The organism is Microbacterium terregens (assembly GCF_039534975.1).
In the GTDB taxonomy this organism is placed as follows: domain Bacteria; phylum Actinomycetota; class Actinomycetes; order Actinomycetales; family Microbacteriaceae; genus Microbacterium; species Microbacterium terregens.
Window position 1 is genome coordinate 1,285,542 of record NZ_BAAAWH010000001.1, and the last position, 16,891, is coordinate 1,302,432.

The following is a 16,891-nucleotide window of genomic DNA, read 5'->3' on the forward strand; positions in this document are numbered from 1 at the left end:
CGTTTGTGAACGTCGCGTTCGGGCCGACGAAAACGTCGTCGCCGAGGCGGATCCCGTCCCACACCTGGACGCCCGACTTGAGCGTCACCCTGTCGCCGATAACGACGTCGTTCTCGACGAACACGTGGTCGTTGATGTTGACGTCCTCGCCGATGATGGCGCCCGGCAGCACATGGGAGAACGCCCAGACGCGCGTGCGGTCACCCACGTGTACGCTCTCGCAGATCCCCTGGGGGTGGACGAAATAACCGGCATCATCAGCCATCAGCGGGCTCCTCACGTTGGCGCTCTCGAAACACTATCCGTCCCGCGACGAAACCCAGAGGCGCCGTCACGATGACGCTCAGCCCGTTCAAGTACTCGGGCCAGTCGAGCGCGCGGATCCCCGCGATCACCAGCAGGCCGACGAAGTAGATCACAAGGTAGCAGAGCGCGTAGACGAGGGCCGCGCGGTGCGAACCGTCTCTTGTGAAGACCCAGCGGGCGGCGAAGACCGTGGAGAAGATGAGGCCGGCCGCGAACGCGATCGTGTAAGCGAGCCAGCTGGGCATGAGATAACTCAGACCGATGAGCAGGGCCGTCGTCGCCACCGTGTTCGCTCCGCCGACAATCAGGAAGCGCCAGGCGGCGGCTCGGGTCGATCGTCCCTGGCGCGGGTCCTCGCTCACCACTCCTCGCGGCTCATCACGATCGAGGACGGTCGGCGCTTGGTGTTGTCGAAGATGCGCCACACATAGGCGCCGACGATGCCGATCGAGGTGATGGTCAGGAATGTGGAGAACAGGATCGTGAGCATGAGAGGCACATACCCCGGTTCAGTGATGCCACCGGCGATGTAGAAGCCGAGGATCACCGCCGCCACGACGACCACGACCGCCGTACCGAACACGCCGGTGATGAGCAGAAGGTCGAGCGGAAGGTTCGTGAACGCGAAGACGCTGTCAAGCAGGTACTTCACACGCTTGCGGAACGTCCAGCTGCTCTTGCCATGCTCGCGTAGCTGGCGGCTGTAGGGGATCTCGGCGCGGCGGAAGCCCACCCAGTACAGCTGCGCGACGAGGCTCGAGTTGGCCTCGTCGAGCTGCACGAGCTCCTGCGCGACGGCACGGGTGCAGCCGAACACGTCGACCCCGCCCGGAGGCATGTCGCGAGCGATCGTGCGCCGGTACAGGCTCCAGAAGGTGCGTGACCCGAGGCTCGAGAGCGCAGGATCGCTGCGTGCCACGCGTCGCCCCACCGCCACGTCGACGGCGCCGCTGGCGAGCACGCGCTGGAATTCGACCATGAGCTCGGCGGGCTCCTGCAGGTCGGCCGCCATCACGCCGATCGATTCGCCCTTCGCGGCGGCCAGGCCGGTGCGGATGGCGGCGAACGAGCCGAAGTTGCGCGAATGTTGGAGTAGCTGCGATCGGAACGCGGCGTCGGGCAGCGCCGTTGCGAGGGCGGCATACGACCCGTCGGGGGAGCCGTCGACGACGAAGACGACCTCGCTCTGCGCGGGCAGATCGCTCATCAGCTCGGTCAGCCGAGCCAGGAGGGAGGGGATGTTCTCCTCGTTCCCGTACACGGGGATGACGATCGAGAAGTCCGTCACGTCAGGCTCCGGATGGCGGCCGACACCGTCTCGACCTCGCCGTCGGTGAGCTCGGGGAACAGAGGCAGGCTGAGGATCTCGACGCACGCGGTCGTGGTGCTCGGCAGGTCCTGTTGGGGCGCGAATCGCGCGAAGGCAGGCTGCTCCCAGTCAGGCAGCGGGAAGTGGATGTCGGTGGGGATGCCGGCGCCGGCGAGCTGTGCGCGTACGTTGTCGCGACGCGAGCTGCGGGCGATCGCGAGGTGGGCGGCGTGCTCCACACCGTCGGCGGGGAGCACGGTCAGCAGCTCGGGATCGAGGCCGGTCGTGGCATCCCGGTAGCGGGCGATGATGTCGCGGCGACGCTGGTTGAACCCGTCGACGAGCGGGAGCCGGATACGCAGGAACGCCGCCTGCAGCTCATCGAGGCGCGAATTCGTTCCGCCGGTGAGGGCGGCGTTGTACTTGCCGTCCCAGCCGTACTGCCGCAGCTGGCGCACGCGCGCCGCTATCTCGGGGGAGGCGGGCACGACGGCCCCGCCGTCGCCGATGGCGCCCAGGTTCTTGGTGGGGTAGAAGCTGAACGTGCCAGCGTGACCGAAGGTCGACGCGTGGCCATCGGGGCGGACCGCGCCGATGGCCTGCGCGCAGTCCTCGACGAGCGCAACGCCTCTCTCATCGCAGAGGGTGCGCAACGCGGCGGCGTCACCGAGGTAGCCGTACAGGTGGGTGACGACGACGACGCCGACGGCGTCCGTGAGCGCGTCGGAGACTGTCGCCACGGTCAGGCACAGCGTCTGCGGATCGACGTCGGCGTAGCGCGGGGTGTATCCCGCGCGCACCGTCGCAGTTGACGTGTAGGCACCGGCATTACCGGCTGTGAGCACGACGCTCCGGCCCTGAGGCATGACAGCCTTGATCGCGAGCTCGAGGGCGTCCGTGCCGTTCGCGACGCCCACGGCGTCGCCGGCTCGGAGGTAGGCGGCGAGTTCCCTCTCGAATGCGGCGTGCTGTGCGCCGAGGACCGCATAGCCGGAGTCGACCACTGCGGCCGTCGCGTCCAGCAGGGCGTCGCGGTCGCGCGTCATCCCCCTCGCGAGGTCATTGAACGGGACGCGGCGTTGCTCAGTCATTTGGGCTCCTTTTGGCCGATGTAGATGTTCACAGTCCCGGTCGGCTGTGCCAGCGTCGTCATGAGGCGCAGGTCTTCGCCCGTGTCTTCCGGGTCGCACAACACCGCACCTCCGGGTACGGGCGACGGTTCTTCGAAACACAACCACACGGGTGTGTCGTCGTCGTTCCACACCCGCGAGGCGGACGCCAGGTACTGCAGGGGGAAGCTGCGCTCGAGCCCAAACGTGCCCGAGTGATCGACGACCACGACAACCTCGCCCTCGCCGGCCTCGCGGACGACGGGGCCGAGCGCATCGAGCAGGCGATGCTGGGTCTCGATGTACGGCTGCCAGTACTGGATGCCGCGCGCGCCGCCGATGGCCGAGAGCGCCACAAGGGCCGCCGCCAGCACTACCTCGAGACGGATGCGGCGACCGGTACTCGCGATGGGCCACACGAGGAGCGCGACGAACAGTCCGAGGGAGATGACGTAACCGAGGCGGCCGATGTCGCTCAGCCAGCCGGTGTGACCGAAGTAGACGATCGTCGTCACGGGACTGAGGAACGCGATGCCGGTGATCAGCCAGCCCGCAGGGTGGGGGATCGCGCCCGCGAGCGCGAGGACCGCACCGAGGACTCCGACGGCGAGGACGCCGAGCAACACCAGCTCGCCCTGCGAGAACAGCGTTGCCTGTACGTAGGTGACGAGTTCGCGAAGGCTTCGGACGCCGGCGACCTCGATGTTGCCCATCTCGTAGCTCGTGCCGCTGGGGGAGATCAGGCGGGTGATGACGAGGGAATACACCGTCATAACCGCCGACGTCGTCGTGACGGCGGCGACCGCCCAGATGCGGCGCTTCCACGTGGTCTTAACGACAAGTGCCACGGCGAGCGCCATCAGGGGAGCCGCGACCGCCGGTCCCGGGTACACCAGGAACCCGAGCAGCAGCACGACGCACGCCCAGATGATCCAGCGAACGCGTCCGGACTGCAGCCAGCGGATCAGCAGGCCGACGGCGAGCGCCAGCGCGAGCACCGCGGTCTGCGCCGGCAGGAACCGCTGTAGGTACCCACCCGGCCAGAGCGGGTGCAGGGCGAGGAACAGCGCGACGGAGCCGCTCAGCCAAATGGAGCGCGACACGGGTCGGAGGGCCCAGACGATGACGGGCACCTGCGCGGCGGCGACCAGGCCGAGAATGAGGAAGATGCCCCCCGGCGCACCGTTCGCGACGGCGAGGCCGATGAGCGACGGGATCAGATGCAGCGGGCGGCTCAGCGTCCACTCGAGGTAGTTGGGGGCGAAGGCCCAGCCGCCGTTGCCGTTCCAGTCGGCTGCGAGCGGCCACTCCTCCAGGAACGCAACCTCCCACGGTCGGAAGTGCGCCGCGAAGACCAGCATCGTGCCGATGACCAGCGCTGTCGGCGGCACCCACGCGTGGCGCGTCAGCGCCGCATCGCGGTGAGCGCGGAAAGCAGTCAAAGGGGGTGTCCTCCCGGGGGAGAGTTTAGGTGTCGTGCACCGCCGGGGGGAGTCGGCCGTGCGGGGGACTGAGGCTCGGATGAGCGAGCGCTACTGCCCCTTCGACGCGTAGAAGGCCTCGACGCCGTCCTTGGCTGGAGCCCACCAGCTCTCGTTGTCGCGGTACCACTGGATCGTGGCCTTCAGACCCGCCTCAAAGTCCTCGTACGAGGGATGCCAGTCGAGCTCGGTGCGCAACTTCGTGGAGTCGATCGCGTAGCGCAGGTCGTGGCCCGCGCGGTCGGTGACGTGGTCGTATGAGTCGCGCGGCTCACCCATCAGCTCGAGGATGAGTTCGACGACGTCCTTGTTGTTCTTCTCGCCGTCGGCGCCGATCAGATATGTCTCGCCAATCTCTCCCTTGTCAAGGATTGTGAGCACAGCAGAGGAGTGGTCGTCGGCGTGAATCCAATCGCGCACGTTCTGGCCGCCGCCGTACAGCTTCGGCCGAACACCCCGCAGGACGTTCGTGATCTGGCGGGGAATGAACTTCTCGACGTGCTGGTACGGCCCGTAGTTGTTCGAGCAGTTCGAGATCGTCGCACGCACACCGAACGAGCGCACCCAGGCACGCACGAGCAGATCGCTACCAGCCTTCGTCGACGAATACGGCGACGAAGGATTATAGGGCGTCTGTTCGGTGAAGCGTTCGGGGTCGTCGAGCTCGAGATCGCCGTACACCTCGTCGGTGGAGATGTGGTGAAAGCGGAGGTCGTGTCGGCGCGCGGCCTCCAGCAACGTGTAGGTGCCGACGATATTCGTGTCTAGGAACGGACGCGGGTCGTGCAGCGAGTTGTCGTTGTGCGACTCGGCGGCGTAGTGCACCACCGCATCCGCTTGCGAGAACAACTCGTCAACGAGTCCGGCATCCGTAATGTCGCCCTTTACGAACGTCATGCGGTCCTCGGAGAGGCCCCTGAGGGAATCGAGGTTGCCGGCGTACGTGAGCGCGTCCAGCACGGTCACGTGGTCGTCGGTGTGGTCTACGACGTGGTGCACGAAGTTCGAGCCGATGAAACCGGCGCCGCCGGTCACGAGCAGGTTCGCCATCAGAGGCCTCTCTCAAGGATGGTCAGCAGGTAGGAGCCATAGCCTGACTTGACGAGCTTCGTGGCGCGCTCACGCAATTGGTCGTCTGTCAGGAAACCCTGACGCCACGCGACCTCCTCAGGTACGCCGATACGCAGACCTGTACGGCGCTCCATCGTGCGGACGTAGTCGCCGGCATCTGTCATTTGGTCGAAGGTTCCGGTGTCGAGCCACGCGGTGCCGCGGGGGAGGACCTCGACCTGTAGTGCGGAGCGCTCGAGATACGCGCGGTTTACGTCCGTGATCTCGTACTCGCCGCGGGCGCTCGGGGCCAGTGAGCGGGCGATCTCTATCACGTCGTTGTCGTAGAAATAGAGACCAGGCACCGCGTAGTTGCTCTTCGGCTCGACCGGTTTCTCCTCAAGAGAGACGGCCTTGCCGTCACGGTCGAACTCGACGACACCGTACGCGCTGGGTTCGGCGACCCAGTATGCGAATACCGCTCCGCCGTCGACGTCCGCGTAGCGCTTGAGCTGCGTCCCCAGTCCCGGGCCATAGAGCAAGTTGTCGCCCAGCACCAGCGCAACTTTGTCGTCGCCGATGAAGTCGGCACCGATCGTGAAGGCCTGGGCGAGGCCGTCGGGCGAGGGCTGGCGGGCGAACGTGAGGTTCACACCGAACTGCGAACCGTCGCCCAGCAGGCGCTCGAACTGGTCCGCGTCGTGAGGCGTCGTGATGATCAGGATGTCGCGGATCCCTGCCAGCATCAGCGTCGACAACGGGTAGTACACCATCGGCTTGTCGTATACCGGGATGAGTTGCTTGGAAATCCCCAGCGTGATGGGGTGAAGCCTGGTTCCGGAGCCGCCTGCGAGAATGATGCCTTTCACAAGGGACCATCTTGCCAGGTCACGCCACCGCCCGCCGACGGACTGGTGGCGCTCGCTGCGTTGCGGCCTTCACACGCGACGAGACCGGCGCGCAGCCGACCTCGCGTGCGCCGAGGGCGGCTGTGCACAGTCCGGCGCATCTCGCCGGTATCCTGTAGTGGGCGTTTGCCCGCCGGCGCCCGTCGTGAAAGGCCCTACTCCCTGTGACCTGGCTCGATCTTGCGTGGGCGGTGCTTGTCACCGTACTGATCGTGGCCGTCGTGGGCGGTGCGCTGTGCTGGGGTGTGGGGCTTCGCGGCTTTTCGGCGATTGCCATCGCGCCGGCCGCTGCCGTGACCGTGATCGGGGTCACCGCCGTTGCCTCCGGGGCGGTAGGAATCCCGTGGTCGGTCTTCGTCGTTATCGTCGCTTCAGCCGTGATCGGCGTGGTGCTGTGGATCCTGCGCAGGAGAGTCTTCGCGCCGGCTCCACGAGGAGCGCGACATTCGCTCCGCGTTGATACAGGGCTTTTGGCGGGGCTCTCGCTTGCCGTCTGCCTGATCTGCTGGCGAGTGCTCACTGTCATCGGCGGAGCAGAAAACATTTCGCAGAGCTTCGACAACGTCTTTCATCTCAACGCACTCAGATACGTACTTGACACGGGGAACGCGTCTTCGTTGATGATCGGACGCATGACGAATCCCGCTGGTGGTCTGGGATTTTACCCGGCGGGCTGGCACGGATTGACCTCGCTGGTCGTGCAGGTGAGCGGGGTCTCGATACCTGTGGCGGTGAACGCCGTCACGGTTGTCACGGCTGCGGTGATCTGGCCGCTCGGGGCCATCCTGTTGGCCCGCGCGCTTCTCGGCTCTGGCGCCGCGGTGTCGATCGCGGCCGGCGTGCTCGCGGCCGCCTTCCCAAGTTTTCCGCTTCTGGTAATGGACTATGGAGTCCTGTACCCGTACCAGCTCGGACTCGCGCTCGTGCCGGTCGCGCTGACCGCCACTCTGAGAGCGCTCGGTCTTGCCGGCGACCGAGGCGGCCGCTTCCCGACCTGGTGGTGGTGGGTAATTCTCGCGGGCGCGATACCTGGCATTGCGATCGCGCATCCCGGTGCGTTCGTTTCGTGGGTCGCGTTGTCATTTCCGATGGCGGTTGCCTACGCGTGGTTGCAGTGGCGGGCATCCCGATCGTCCCGCGCCCGGTGGGCGGTGGCGGTCGGAAGCGTCGTGTACCTCGGCGCCGGCTTGCTCGTGCTGATCGTATTGCGCCCGCCCCTCGACGCGCGCGGGTGGCCGCTCCAGACGAGCATGCTTGATGCAGTGTGGCGGGTCCTCAGCGTCAGCATCTGGTACTCAGGCTCAGCGGTGCTGGCCGCCCTCGCTGTAGTCCTCGGTCTCCTCTGGGCAGTCATCCGTCCATCTCAGCAGTCGTTGATCGCCGTGGGCATGTTCGCAGTGGCAGCGATTCTGTTTGTCGTGGTTGCGGCACTTCCCCTGCCGCAGCTGCGTGACCTGCTGACAGGCAGCTGGTACAACAATCTTCCTCGACTCGCCGCGATGCTCCCTTTGGCTTCCGTTCCCCTCGGCGCATACGGTGTATCAGCGTCGTGCGATTGGCTTGCGGGTCGATGGCGTACCCCCCGCACGAGGGCGAGTTCCGCCGGCAATGCGCTGGCTAACGTGATCATCGCGGTTGCGATCGTTGCGGGCGTGGTCGGCACCCAAGTCGGAGCCATGAACAACGCGGTCGCGTCCGCTCAGAGCAGCTTCCGGCTCGACGAGGACTCCGCGCTGATCAACAGCGACGAGTGGGAGATACTGGCTCGGCTTGACGAACACGTTCCCCCTGGAGTGTTCGTCGCGGGCAATCCGTACACCGGTGCGTCCCTTGCATATGCCCTTGCTGACCGTCCCGTCCTCATGCCGCACATCCTGATGGAGGTCACCGACGACATCCAGGCGTTGAACGATGGTCTCGCCTCAGCAGGGTCCGCAAGTGCGGCGTGCGACGCAGTGAATGCGCTGAACGTGGGCTTCGTGCTCGACTTCGGTCGTGGCGAGGTGCACGGGGCCGATCACACGCCTCCCGGTTTCGTCGACCTCGCCGAATCGGATGCCGTGACAGAGGTCGACCGGGAGGGCGACGCCTCGCTCTACAAGATCGTCGCATGCCAACGGTGACTCCTGCAGACGGCTCGAATGCCGCGGCTAGAATGGGCGGACTATGACAGAGACGCCCGGCCGCGTGCTGGTCATCGTGCCGGCGTGGAACGAAGAGCGGAACGTGGGGCACACGGTGCGCGAGATTCGAGCGGCCAACCCCTACTACGACGTGGTGGTGATCGACGACGGATCCCATGATGCGACCGCCGCGGCGGCCACTCAGGCGGGCGCGGTCGTCATCACCATGCCCTTCAACCTCGGGGTCGGAGGCGCCATGCGGACGGGATTCACGTATGCGCAACGGCACGGGTACCACCGTGCCATCCAGGTCGACGCGGACGGGCAGCACAATCCGGCCGATATCGAGAAGGTGCTCGCCGGCCTTGAGACGGCGGACATCTCAATCGGAGCACGGTTCGCGGACGTCGGCGACTACGAGGTTCGCGGACCTCGCCGTTGGGCGATGATCTTTCTCGCCAGGGTGCTCTCACGCGTTGCGAACACCCGACTGACAGATGCGACGAGCGGCTTCCGTGCAGCCGGTGCGCGCGCGATCGATCAGTATGTCCGCTACTATCCGGCGGAGTACTTCGGCGATACGCTCGACTCCCTCGTGGCAGCGTGCCATGCGGGGCTCAGCGTCACCCAGGTGCCTGTCGCCATGCGCCCCCGCAGGCATGGCGCCTCCACTCAGGGCACCGTCGGCGCGACGGTTTACCTGCTTCGTGCCGTCTTCGCGCTGAGCCTGGCTGTCATGCGCCGGGCGCGCCCGGTTCAGCCGCATGCTCCCCAGGAGACGGTTGCATGATTGTGTTCTTCAGCATTGCGCTCGCCGTACTCATCCTGGTCGGCGTCATCTGGATGCTTCTGGCCCGCAGGCTCCGCGAGAAGTACGCCGTCCTGTGGTTGATCATCGGGCTCGCCGTGCTCATCCTCGGGATCTTCCCACAGCTACTGTTGTGGCTGACGGAGACTCTCGGTGTGCAGGTGCCCGCAAATCTGCTGTTCTCGCTGGCGATCATCCTGCTGTTGGGCGTCACACTGCACCTGTCGTGGGAACTCTCGCAGGCCGAGGACGAGATACGGCGTTGCGCGGAGGAGGCGGCGATCGCTCGCGCCGAGATCGCCGCGCTGAGTGACCGGCTCTCGGAGCTGGACCGCCGGATCGGGGACGTCGAGCCGGGCGGCACGCTCGCGTGACCCCGAATCAGATCTGGGCCGTTGTGACCTCATATCGCCCTGAAGCAGAGTTGATCGCCGCGTTAAGTGCCCTGCGAGACCAGGTCGACGAGCTTGTCGTCGTCGACGACGGCAGCGGACCAACTGCAGAACCGATCCTGCGAGAAGTGGAGAGCCAGGGAGTTCGGGTCATCCAGCTGCCCACCAACAGCGGCATCGCGTTTGCCCTGAACGCCGGACTCCGCGCTGCGCTGGATGGGGGCGCCGAGGCGATAGTGACGTTCGACCAGGACTCTGTGGTCGAGAGCGGCTTCGTTGCAGCGCTGCTCGCGGCGCGCGCCCGTGCCCGCACAGCCGGCCGCGCGTACGGCCCGATCGTTCCGGAATACTTCGCTGACGTGCGTCAGGTGCATCGCGTGGAGCGCGACGGCACGCTGATCAGTCGGCACGCGATCCAGTCGGGCATGCTCCTGGACGCGGACCTGCTGCACGAGGTCGGGCTGATGCGCGAGGACTTGTTCATCGACCTCGTCGACACCGAATTCGAGCTGCGTTGTACCGCGGCCTCTCGCCCGACGATCGCCGCGCCCGGCCTGACGTTAGCCCATAGCCTCGGCCGTCAGTACGAGCGGCGCATGTTCGGCCGATTGGTGCGCCTGCCCGGCATCCCGCCGGTGGTCACGCTGAGCGCACCGTTCCGCTACTACTACCGGGTACGCAACCGCCTTGTCATCAATCGCGCGTTCTGGCGGGTGCAATTCGGTTGGGTTGCGCGCGACACGGTGCTGGAGGTCATCCACTACGCAAACGCCTGGCTGCTCGCGCGGCCAAGGCGGGCGCTCTGGCACCTCTACCGGATGGCGGCGCACGATGCCCGCCGCGGACGGATGGGCGGCATGACGGCAGAGCTCCTAGAGGTGGCGTCGGCCATCAGCTGGTCAGCTTCCCCGGCGGAGTGACATCGGGCTCGGGCATCTGCCGGAGCGCGCGGACTGCGGGGATGACGAGTACCGCAAATGCGGTCGCCTCCGAGGCAGCGACTCCGAGAGCGACCAGACCGGCGGATCCCGCTGCCGATCCGGCGATCATCGTGGCAAGGCCGACAACCGCCGCCGCGATCGTCGCGGTGAACACCAGTCGATACTTGTGCGATGGGATCAGGATGTTTCGGATGAGCGGCGTGGTTGTGGACAGGAAGAAGAATGCGACTCCGAATAGGGCGCTGGGGACGGGGGCGGCCGCCACGCTCGCGCCGAACAACAGAGCAGTCGCCCAGGGCCCGAGCGCGGCGATCGCGAGCCCACCCAGCACTCCGAGCGAGACGTGCGAGACGATCGCCAGACGGTGCCGACGGTGTCGGTCAGGCGCTGCCGGCTCGAGCACCCATGCCTGGAAAGCATTGCCGAACGCGATCACGGCCATGATGGCGATGCGGTAGACGCGGTCGGCGGATGCGAAAGAGCTCGCCTCGGACGCGCCGAGACCGGCCGTTGCAATCGGGATAGCCGTTGAGCCGTACGCATTGCCTGCCGCGTCAATGGCGGCGGTGGGCACCAGCGTCCGCAGCACGGTGCGCAGGCCGCGTGAAGCCGCATCACCGCGCATGCCTCCGTGCGCAGTCACCCGGGCATGGATCGCGAACGCGGGAACCGTGAAAGCGACCAGCAGTGCGGGATACCACAGCACCTGGCCGGTCAACCCGACGACGGGAAGGGAGATGAGGGATGCTGCGAGCTTGGGTAGGGCGTCGAAAACCATCAGCCCACGCGGGTTACCCTGACCGATGCAGAACCATGCGGGCGTGAAGCCCCCAACGGTCATCGCCACCGCGACCGCCACGGATTCGAGACGGAAAGAAGGCCCCGAGATCAGGAAGGTCGCAAGCGCCGCCGCGGGGATCGCGATCGCGGAGGTCACGAGTCGCGAGTAGACGCTCTCGTGGAGGATGACGGCTTGCTCCTGTGGGCTGCCCGCCCGGGCCACCCGGACCGGACCGACGATTCCCCACCCGAACAGCACGCCGACCATGCCGAGGATGCCGATCGACTGACCCGCCGAGAAGTTCGCCCAGCCATCGGCGCCGACGATGCGCGAAATGACGGGAAGTATGATGAAGGGAGCGAGCGCCGAGAGGATCGGAGCCCCCGTGAAACCCGCGAGCCTGAGCATGAGCGACCGCATTGGAAGCCAGTTTAGTGCCGGTGCCCGCCCGACGCGTCGAAGGACGGCCTGGCCCCGTGAGTAAGCCCGTGTTCGTCAGCGTCTGCATGGCGATGTACAACGGCTCGGCCTACGTCGAGCACCAGCTTCGTTCGATCCTTGCGGAGCTCCGGCCGGGTGACGAGGTGGTCGTCGTCGACGACGCAAGCACTGACGATTCCGTCGAGATCGTCGAGGGCATCGGTGATGATCGCGTGCGAGTCATTCGCCAGCCGGTCAATAGGGGGTATGTGCGCTCCTTCGAGGCCGCGCTGCTCGCCGCGCGCGGTGACGTGATCCTCCTGGCCGACCAGGACGACGAGTGGGTGCCCGGTCGTCGTTCGATACTCGTCGGCGCAGCCGGGGCGGCCGGCGTCGCGGCATCCAATCTGGAGCTGCTCGGTACGGGAGAACCGCTGCGTTCGCCCTTATCGGGGCGTCCCTGGCGTCTGCGCGCAGCTACTTCTGGTCAGCGGCTGCGCAACGAGCTCCGAATTCTCGCTGGAGCGGCGCCGTACTTCGGGTGCGCGATGGCGGTGCGGCGCGACATGCTGGGTGTCATCACGCCGTTTCCCGCGTTCCTGACCGAATCCCACGATCTGTGGATCGCGACGGTCGCAAACGCGACGGGCCACATGACCCACGTCGAGACGGCCACGGTGCGGCGACGCGTGCACGACGCGAACGCGTCGTCGCCGCGACCGCGCGGATTGCGCCGCGCACTCGGATCGCGCTGGATGCTGGTGCGCGCGTGGCGAGAGGCGCGTCGACGGCCTCGACGGCCGGCGTGAGTCAGACGCCCTGGATGTCGCCTGGAGGGCCGACCGGTTCGGGCCTGAGGTGACCGCCCTTCGGCCGCACCCGCAGCATCGCGGGTCGCTCGATGAGTACCCAGCTCAGCCACGCCAGTGCGAAGGTTGCGATGATCGTGATGAGGATGTAGATCGGCATCCCGAGAGCGACGCCGCCGACCAGCACCACCAGCTGCTGCACCGGCCATGCGTAGATGTAGAACCCGTACGACACGTCATTCCGCGCGACCCACGAAGGTTGTGGGATCCAGGTCGACAGCGACAGGAGTCCGTAGGCGAGGAGCGGCGCTGAGGCCTGGCCGCCCCATCGGGGGATCAGCCAGATGAATGCGACTGCCGCGACGAGCGCTGCAATGCCCAGCAGTCTGTTCACGCCCCACTTCTCGATCAGGAAGAACATCAGTGAGCCGCCCAGGAAGAACGGCAGCAGTCGGGCGAACAGCTCGAAGCTCACGTCGAGACCAACGCGCTGAGCGCCCCCGATCAGCGCGTACATCGCCACGCTCAGCGCCCACAGGACGCCGACGAGGATGGGCGATCGTCGGAACACCGCGACGAAGCCCAGCACCCAGATGACGATGTAGCAGAGGAACTCGTAGAACAGCGTCCACAGCGAGCCGTTCCACGCGCCGGGGTACGGGACGCTCTGAAGCGTTGCTCCGATGCTGTAGTGGTCGATGTAGAGCGCGAGGTTCCCCCACACGTATTGGAAGGGGGTGATCGGCGTCGTGAAGAACCCCGCCAGCGAGCCCTGTTCGATCAGGAGCGCTGCCGGTGCGAACACGAAGGCGGTGACCACGAGAACGACGACGAAGGCCGGGTAGATACGGGCGACGCGATGAAGGAGATACTCGCCCGGGGATGTGCGCAGGCGGCTGCGCGTGATCAGGAAGCCGCTGAGAACGAAGAACCCGGCGACTGCCCAGCCGCCCAGGTTCTCGCCTTGGATCGATGGCCCCGATCCGTGGCCGGCGACATACCAGCTGTGTGCGAACAGCACCAGCGCTGCCAGGATGAGGCGGAAGAGGTTGAGGCTGTTCCTGCGGAAGGGGTATGGCGTGCCGCGCAGCGCCGCCGACAGGGTCACTTCAGCAGGTTCCGCGACGACATCTCCGCCAGAGAGCGTTCGTAGTCGTCGCCCTCGATCGGTTCGGTGAGAGCCCACTCGACGAAGCGGGCGACTCCCTCGCGGAACCCGATCGAGGGAGAGTAGCCGAGGATACTGCGCAGTCTCGTGGTGTCTGCGATGTTGTGACGGATGTCGCCGAGCCGGTAGTTGCCCGATACCCGTGTAGGCACCTCGGTGCCGAACGCGGCGAAGAGCGAGTCGATGACCTCAAGCACAGTGGTGGCGACCCCGGAGCCGACGTTGAACACCCCACCCGCCGCACCGGGGTGCGCTGCGGCGCGGAAGGTGGCCTCGACCACGTCGTCGATGTAGACGAAATCACGGCTTTCCAGCCCGTCCTCGAAGATGTTGATCTCCTTGCCCTGCCGGATCAGGGTCGAGAAGATCGAGAGGATCCCGGTGTACGGGTTCTTCAGAGACTGACCGGGACCGTAGACGTTCTGGTAGCGCAGTGACACCGGCTCGATGCCGATCGTCGGAGCCACAGTCAGGATGAGTGACTCCTGCACCTGTTTGGTGATGCCGTACACCGACGAGGGGTGAAGCTTCGCGTTCTCGTCGGTCGGGAGAACAGTGAGGGCGCCCGCGCCGGACAAGTGAACCTCGAAGTCACCGGCCGCCATGTCGGCGTCCGCGCGATGCGGCGGGTAGACGATCCCCCCCTCTTCGGTGCGGTACGCTCCCTCGCCGTAGATCGAGCGGGACGAGGCGAGCAGGATCCGCCTCACGCCATGCGGCTCGTTGGCGAGGAGATCCAGCATCTTGGCGGTGCCGCCGACATTCGTTTCGGTGTACCGGTTGATCTCGTACATGGACTGGCCGGTGCCGGTCTCTGCCGCCAAGTGGACGACGACCGTGGCGCCCGCCAGCGCGCGGCGCAGATCGTCGGTCGAGGTCACCGTGCCGTGGATGACCTCAGCCACGCCATCGAGGGAACGCAGCAACGGCGACGTCACGGCGGGGTCGTCGCCATGCACCTGCGGGATCAGCGCGTCGAGGACGACGACCGTATGGCCGTCCGCGACGAAGCGCCGGGCGAGGCGCGTGCCGATGAACCCGGCTCCGCCGGTGATGAGCACATGATCGGGCATGCGGGTGACTCCTGGCGTGGGGACCCGCGGGCGGGGTCAGAGGGCGACGATGTGCGTCAGCGTCGATTCTATCCCGGCCCGGTTTCCGTCCTTGATGACCTTCGGCAGTTCGGTGATCGCGTGCAGACGCGACATCACGCGCGCCCGGGCCGCCCGCGCCGTGCGATGCCAGCCGTGAGCCTCGGCGAGCCGCCGCGCCTCGGTGTAGTACGTGCGCTCGTCACGGAACCGGCGCCCGTCCAGGAGGGTCTTCTGCGAGACGCTGCCACCGTGTCTGCGATAAGAGAAGGCCAATGTCGGGTTGTAAGCGAGCGTGCCGCCGTCGAAGGCGATGTCCATCAGCAGTGCGAGGTCCTGGATGATCGGCAACCCTTCGCGAAAGTCGATGCGCTGGAGGGTCTCAGTGCGGAAGGTTAGAGAAGGCCAGTAGAGCCAGTCGCCGCGGATCAGGCTGGTCGCCATCCGCTCCCCAGTGAGTACGGCCGTCCCCTCCCCGCCGCGCGGCGCGAGGACACCTTGCTTCACACGATCCGCGAGAGGGTTGACGATCGTGCCGCGCTCGTCGATAACCCGCACCCCCGGCTGGATGACGTCCGCGTCCGGCACCTTCGTCATCGTGTGGGTGACCACATCGACGTAGTTCGGATGCAGCAGATCATCGCAACCGAGTATCGCGATGTACTCGGTCGTCGCCCGCCTGATCGCCTCCCGATAGTTCTCCGTGATGCCGAGGTTCACCTGATTGCGCGTGTAAGAGACGCGGTCATCGTCGATCGCGGCGAAGTACGCCGGCACGGTGTCGTCCGGGTAGCAGTCATCGATGACGATCAAGCGCCAATCGGGATTGCGCTGCGCGCGCACCGAGTCGACCGTCGCATACAGAAGTGCGGGTTCGCCCCAGAAGGGCACGAAAATCTCGAGGGTCATATCTCCACCAGGGTAGGGGAGGTCCCCGGTGCCCACCTGTGACTGCCAGGGTGCTTCGTTACACTGGAAGACGCGGCGGTGCGCTCTGCCCGCCGCGTCGCCGTGTCCGCGGTGACCGCGAATCAAAGGGCACTCTCCATGGATCTTCTCGTCGTCGGCTCCGGGTTCTTCGGACTCACCATCGCGGAGCGTGCAGCATCCGTTGGCCGCAAGGTGACGGTCATCGACCGCCGGCACCACATCGGCGGCAATGCGTACAGCGCAAACGATCCCGAGACCGGCATCGAGGTGCACCAATACGGTGCGCACCTGTTTCACACCTCCAACCCGACCGTGTGGGAGTACGTGAATCGCTTCACGACGTTCACGAACTACGTCCACCGCGTCTACACGAATCACAAGGGGATCGTCTTTCCGCTGCCGATCAACCTCGGCACGATCAACCAGTTCTTCCAGGCCGCGTACTCGCCGAACGAGGCGAAGGCGGTCATCGCCGACCTCGCTCGTGAGTTCGACGTCAAGGATGCCGCGAACCTCGAGGAGAAGGGCATCGCGCTGATCGGTCGCCCGCTATACGAGGCTTTCATCCGCGACTACACCGCGAAGCAGTGGCAGACCGACCCGAGGAACCTGCCCGCGGAGGTGATCAGCCGCCTTCCGGTCCGGTACAACTACGACAACCGCTACTTCAACGATACGTGGGAGGGTCTGCCGACCGACGGGTACACCGCGTGGATCGAGCGGATGGCCGATCACCCGAACATCGACGTTCAGCTCGGTGTCGACTTCTTCGACCCAGCGCAGCCGCTGAACAAGGAAGCCACTGTCGGGCAGCTGCCCATCGTCTACACCGGACCGATCGACCGCTACTTCGACGACGCCGAGGGGGCGCTCTCCTGGCGCACCCTCGACTTCGAGAAAGAGGTCCTGAGCGTCGGGGACTTCCAGGGCACGTCCGTCATGAACTACGCCGACTCCGACATCCCGTATACGCGTATCCACGAGTTCAAGCACTTCCACCCCGAGCGCGCCGATCGCTACCCGGCCGACAAGACTGTCGTCATGCGCGAGTTCTCGCGCTTCGCTTCGCGCGACGATGAGCCGTACTACCCGGTCAACACCGCGGAAGACCGCGCCGGCCTGCTGGCCTACCGCGAACTTGCGAAGGGGGAGAAGGACGTCTACTTCGGTGGCCGGCTCGGAACGTATCAGTATCTGGACATGCACATGGCGATCGGCTCGGCGCTGTCGATGTGGAACAATCAGCTCGCCTGACGCGGCGCCCA

At 66.2% G+C, this 16,891-nt stretch carries 16 protein-coding genes and 1 pseudogene; 6 read left to right on the forward strand and 11 right to left on the reverse strand.

From position 1 onward, the window contains the following. Positions 1–16 precede the first annotated feature (16 nt). The 7 genes and pseudogenes from ABD655_RS16940 to rfbA form a co-directional block, all read right to left on the reverse strand. Positions 17–265, reverse strand: a pseudogene (locus ABD655_RS16940) (LbetaH domain-containing protein); the annotation flags it as partial. Next, on the reverse strand, positions 258–668 hold the full coding sequence (locus ABD655_RS05745) for a GtrA family protein (protein ID WP_344712325.1): 411 nt from the start codon (positions 666–668) through the stop codon (positions 258–260). The gene ABD655_RS05745 and the pseudogene ABD655_RS16940, both read right to left, overlap by 8 nt. After that, positions 665–1,594, reverse strand: coding sequence for a glycosyltransferase family 2 protein (locus ABD655_RS05750; protein ID WP_344712327.1), 930 nt, complete (start codon positions 1,592–1,594; stop codon positions 665–667). The genes ABD655_RS05745 and ABD655_RS05750 overlap by 4 nt, the downstream gene beginning before the upstream one ends. Next, positions 1,591–2,706: a DegT/DnrJ/EryC1/StrS family aminotransferase gene (locus ABD655_RS05755; protein ID WP_344712328.1), complete on the reverse strand. Its 1,116-nt coding sequence runs from the start codon at positions 2,704–2,706 to the stop codon at positions 1,591–1,593. Before ABD655_RS05755 ends, ABD655_RS05750 begins: the two co-directional genes overlap by 4 nt. Then, positions 2,703–4,166, reverse strand: a complete 1,464-nt coding sequence (locus ABD655_RS05760; protein WP_344712329.1) for a hypothetical protein — start codon at positions 4,164–4,166, stop codon at positions 2,703–2,705. The genes ABD655_RS05755 and ABD655_RS05760 overlap by 4 nt, the downstream gene beginning before the upstream one ends. Positions 4,167–4,256: 90 nt before the next feature. After that, complete coding sequence (rfbB, locus tag ABD655_RS05765; RefSeq protein WP_344712330.1) at positions 4,257–5,255, reverse strand: dTDP-glucose 4,6-dehydratase; 999 nt, start codon at positions 5,253–5,255, stop codon at positions 4,257–4,259. Then, positions 5,255–6,124, reverse strand: a complete 870-nt coding sequence (gene rfbA, locus ABD655_RS05770) for a glucose-1-phosphate thymidylyltransferase RfbA (protein WP_344712331.1) — start codon at positions 6,122–6,124, stop codon at positions 5,255–5,257. Before rfbA ends, rfbB begins: the two co-directional genes overlap by 1 nt. A 251-nt stretch (positions 6,125–6,375) precedes the next feature. Between rfbA and ABD655_RS05775 the strand changes: the two genes are divergently transcribed. From ABD655_RS05775 to ABD655_RS05790, 4 genes are read left to right on the forward strand one after another with little or no spacing between them, the layout of a single operon-like run. Further along, on the forward strand, positions 6,376–8,286 hold the full coding sequence (locus tag ABD655_RS05775; protein WP_344715699.1) for a DUF6541 family protein: 1,911 nt from the start codon (positions 6,376–6,378) through the stop codon (positions 8,284–8,286). 43 nt (positions 8,287–8,329) lie between these two features. Next, positions 8,330–9,076, forward strand: a complete 747-nt coding sequence (locus tag ABD655_RS05780) for a glycosyltransferase family 2 protein (RefSeq protein WP_344712332.1) — start codon at positions 8,330–8,332, stop codon at positions 9,074–9,076. Next, complete coding sequence (locus ABD655_RS05785; protein WP_344712333.1) at positions 9,073–9,468, forward strand: DUF2304 domain-containing protein; 396 nt, start codon at positions 9,073–9,075, stop codon at positions 9,466–9,468. Before ABD655_RS05780 ends, ABD655_RS05785 begins: the two co-directional genes overlap by 4 nt. Continuing rightward, on the forward strand, positions 9,465–10,406 hold the full coding sequence (locus ABD655_RS05790; RefSeq protein WP_344712335.1) for a glycosyltransferase: 942 nt from the start codon (positions 9,465–9,467) through the stop codon (positions 10,404–10,406). The genes ABD655_RS05785 and ABD655_RS05790 overlap by 4 nt, the downstream gene beginning before the upstream one ends. On the opposite strand, the gene ABD655_RS05795 is transcribed toward ABD655_RS05790, so the two are convergent. Then, a complete protein-coding gene (locus ABD655_RS05795) occupies positions 10,378–11,616 on the reverse strand; it encodes a polysaccharide biosynthesis protein (RefSeq protein WP_344712337.1) in 1,239 nt (412 codons plus the stop codon). The two genes, ABD655_RS05790 and ABD655_RS05795, sit on opposite strands and share 29 nt — an antisense overlap. Before the next feature lie 68 nt (positions 11,617–11,684). On the opposite strand from ABD655_RS05795, the gene ABD655_RS05800 reads away from it, so the two are divergent. Further along, entirely contained in the window at positions 11,685–12,437 is a 753-nt protein-coding gene (locus ABD655_RS05800; protein ID WP_344712338.1) for a glycosyltransferase, read from the forward strand. Position 12,438: 1 nt separating this feature from the next. On the opposite strand, the gene ABD655_RS05805 is transcribed toward ABD655_RS05800, so the two are convergent. Genes ABD655_RS05805 through ABD655_RS05815 form a run of 3 tightly spaced genes read right to left on the reverse strand, consistent with a single transcriptional unit; the run spans position 12,439 to position 15,605 of the window. Continuing rightward, positions 12,439–13,545: an acyltransferase family protein gene (locus ABD655_RS05805; RefSeq protein ID WP_344712340.1), complete on the reverse strand. Its 1,107-nt coding sequence runs from the start codon at positions 13,543–13,545 to the stop codon at positions 12,439–12,441. Continuing rightward, positions 13,542–14,678 (reverse strand): NAD-dependent epimerase/dehydratase family protein, encoded by a 1,137-nt coding sequence (locus ABD655_RS05810; RefSeq protein WP_344712342.1) that lies wholly within the window; start codon positions 14,676–14,678, stop codon positions 13,542–13,544. The genes ABD655_RS05805 and ABD655_RS05810 overlap by 4 nt, the downstream gene beginning before the upstream one ends. 36 nt (positions 14,679–14,714) lie before the next feature. Further along, the gene (locus ABD655_RS05815) at positions 14,715–15,605 is read right to left on the reverse strand and encodes a glycosyltransferase family 2 protein (protein ID WP_344712344.1); all 891 of its coding nucleotides are present in this window, start codon (positions 15,603–15,605) and stop codon (positions 14,715–14,717) included. A gap of 138 nt (positions 15,606–15,743) precedes the next feature. Between ABD655_RS05815 and glf the strand changes: the two genes are divergently transcribed. Next, positions 15,744–16,880, forward strand: a complete 1,137-nt coding sequence (gene glf, locus ABD655_RS05820) for a UDP-galactopyranose mutase (protein ID WP_344712346.1) — start codon at positions 15,744–15,746, stop codon at positions 16,878–16,880. The last annotated feature ends 11 nt before the right edge of the window (positions 16,881–16,891 follow it).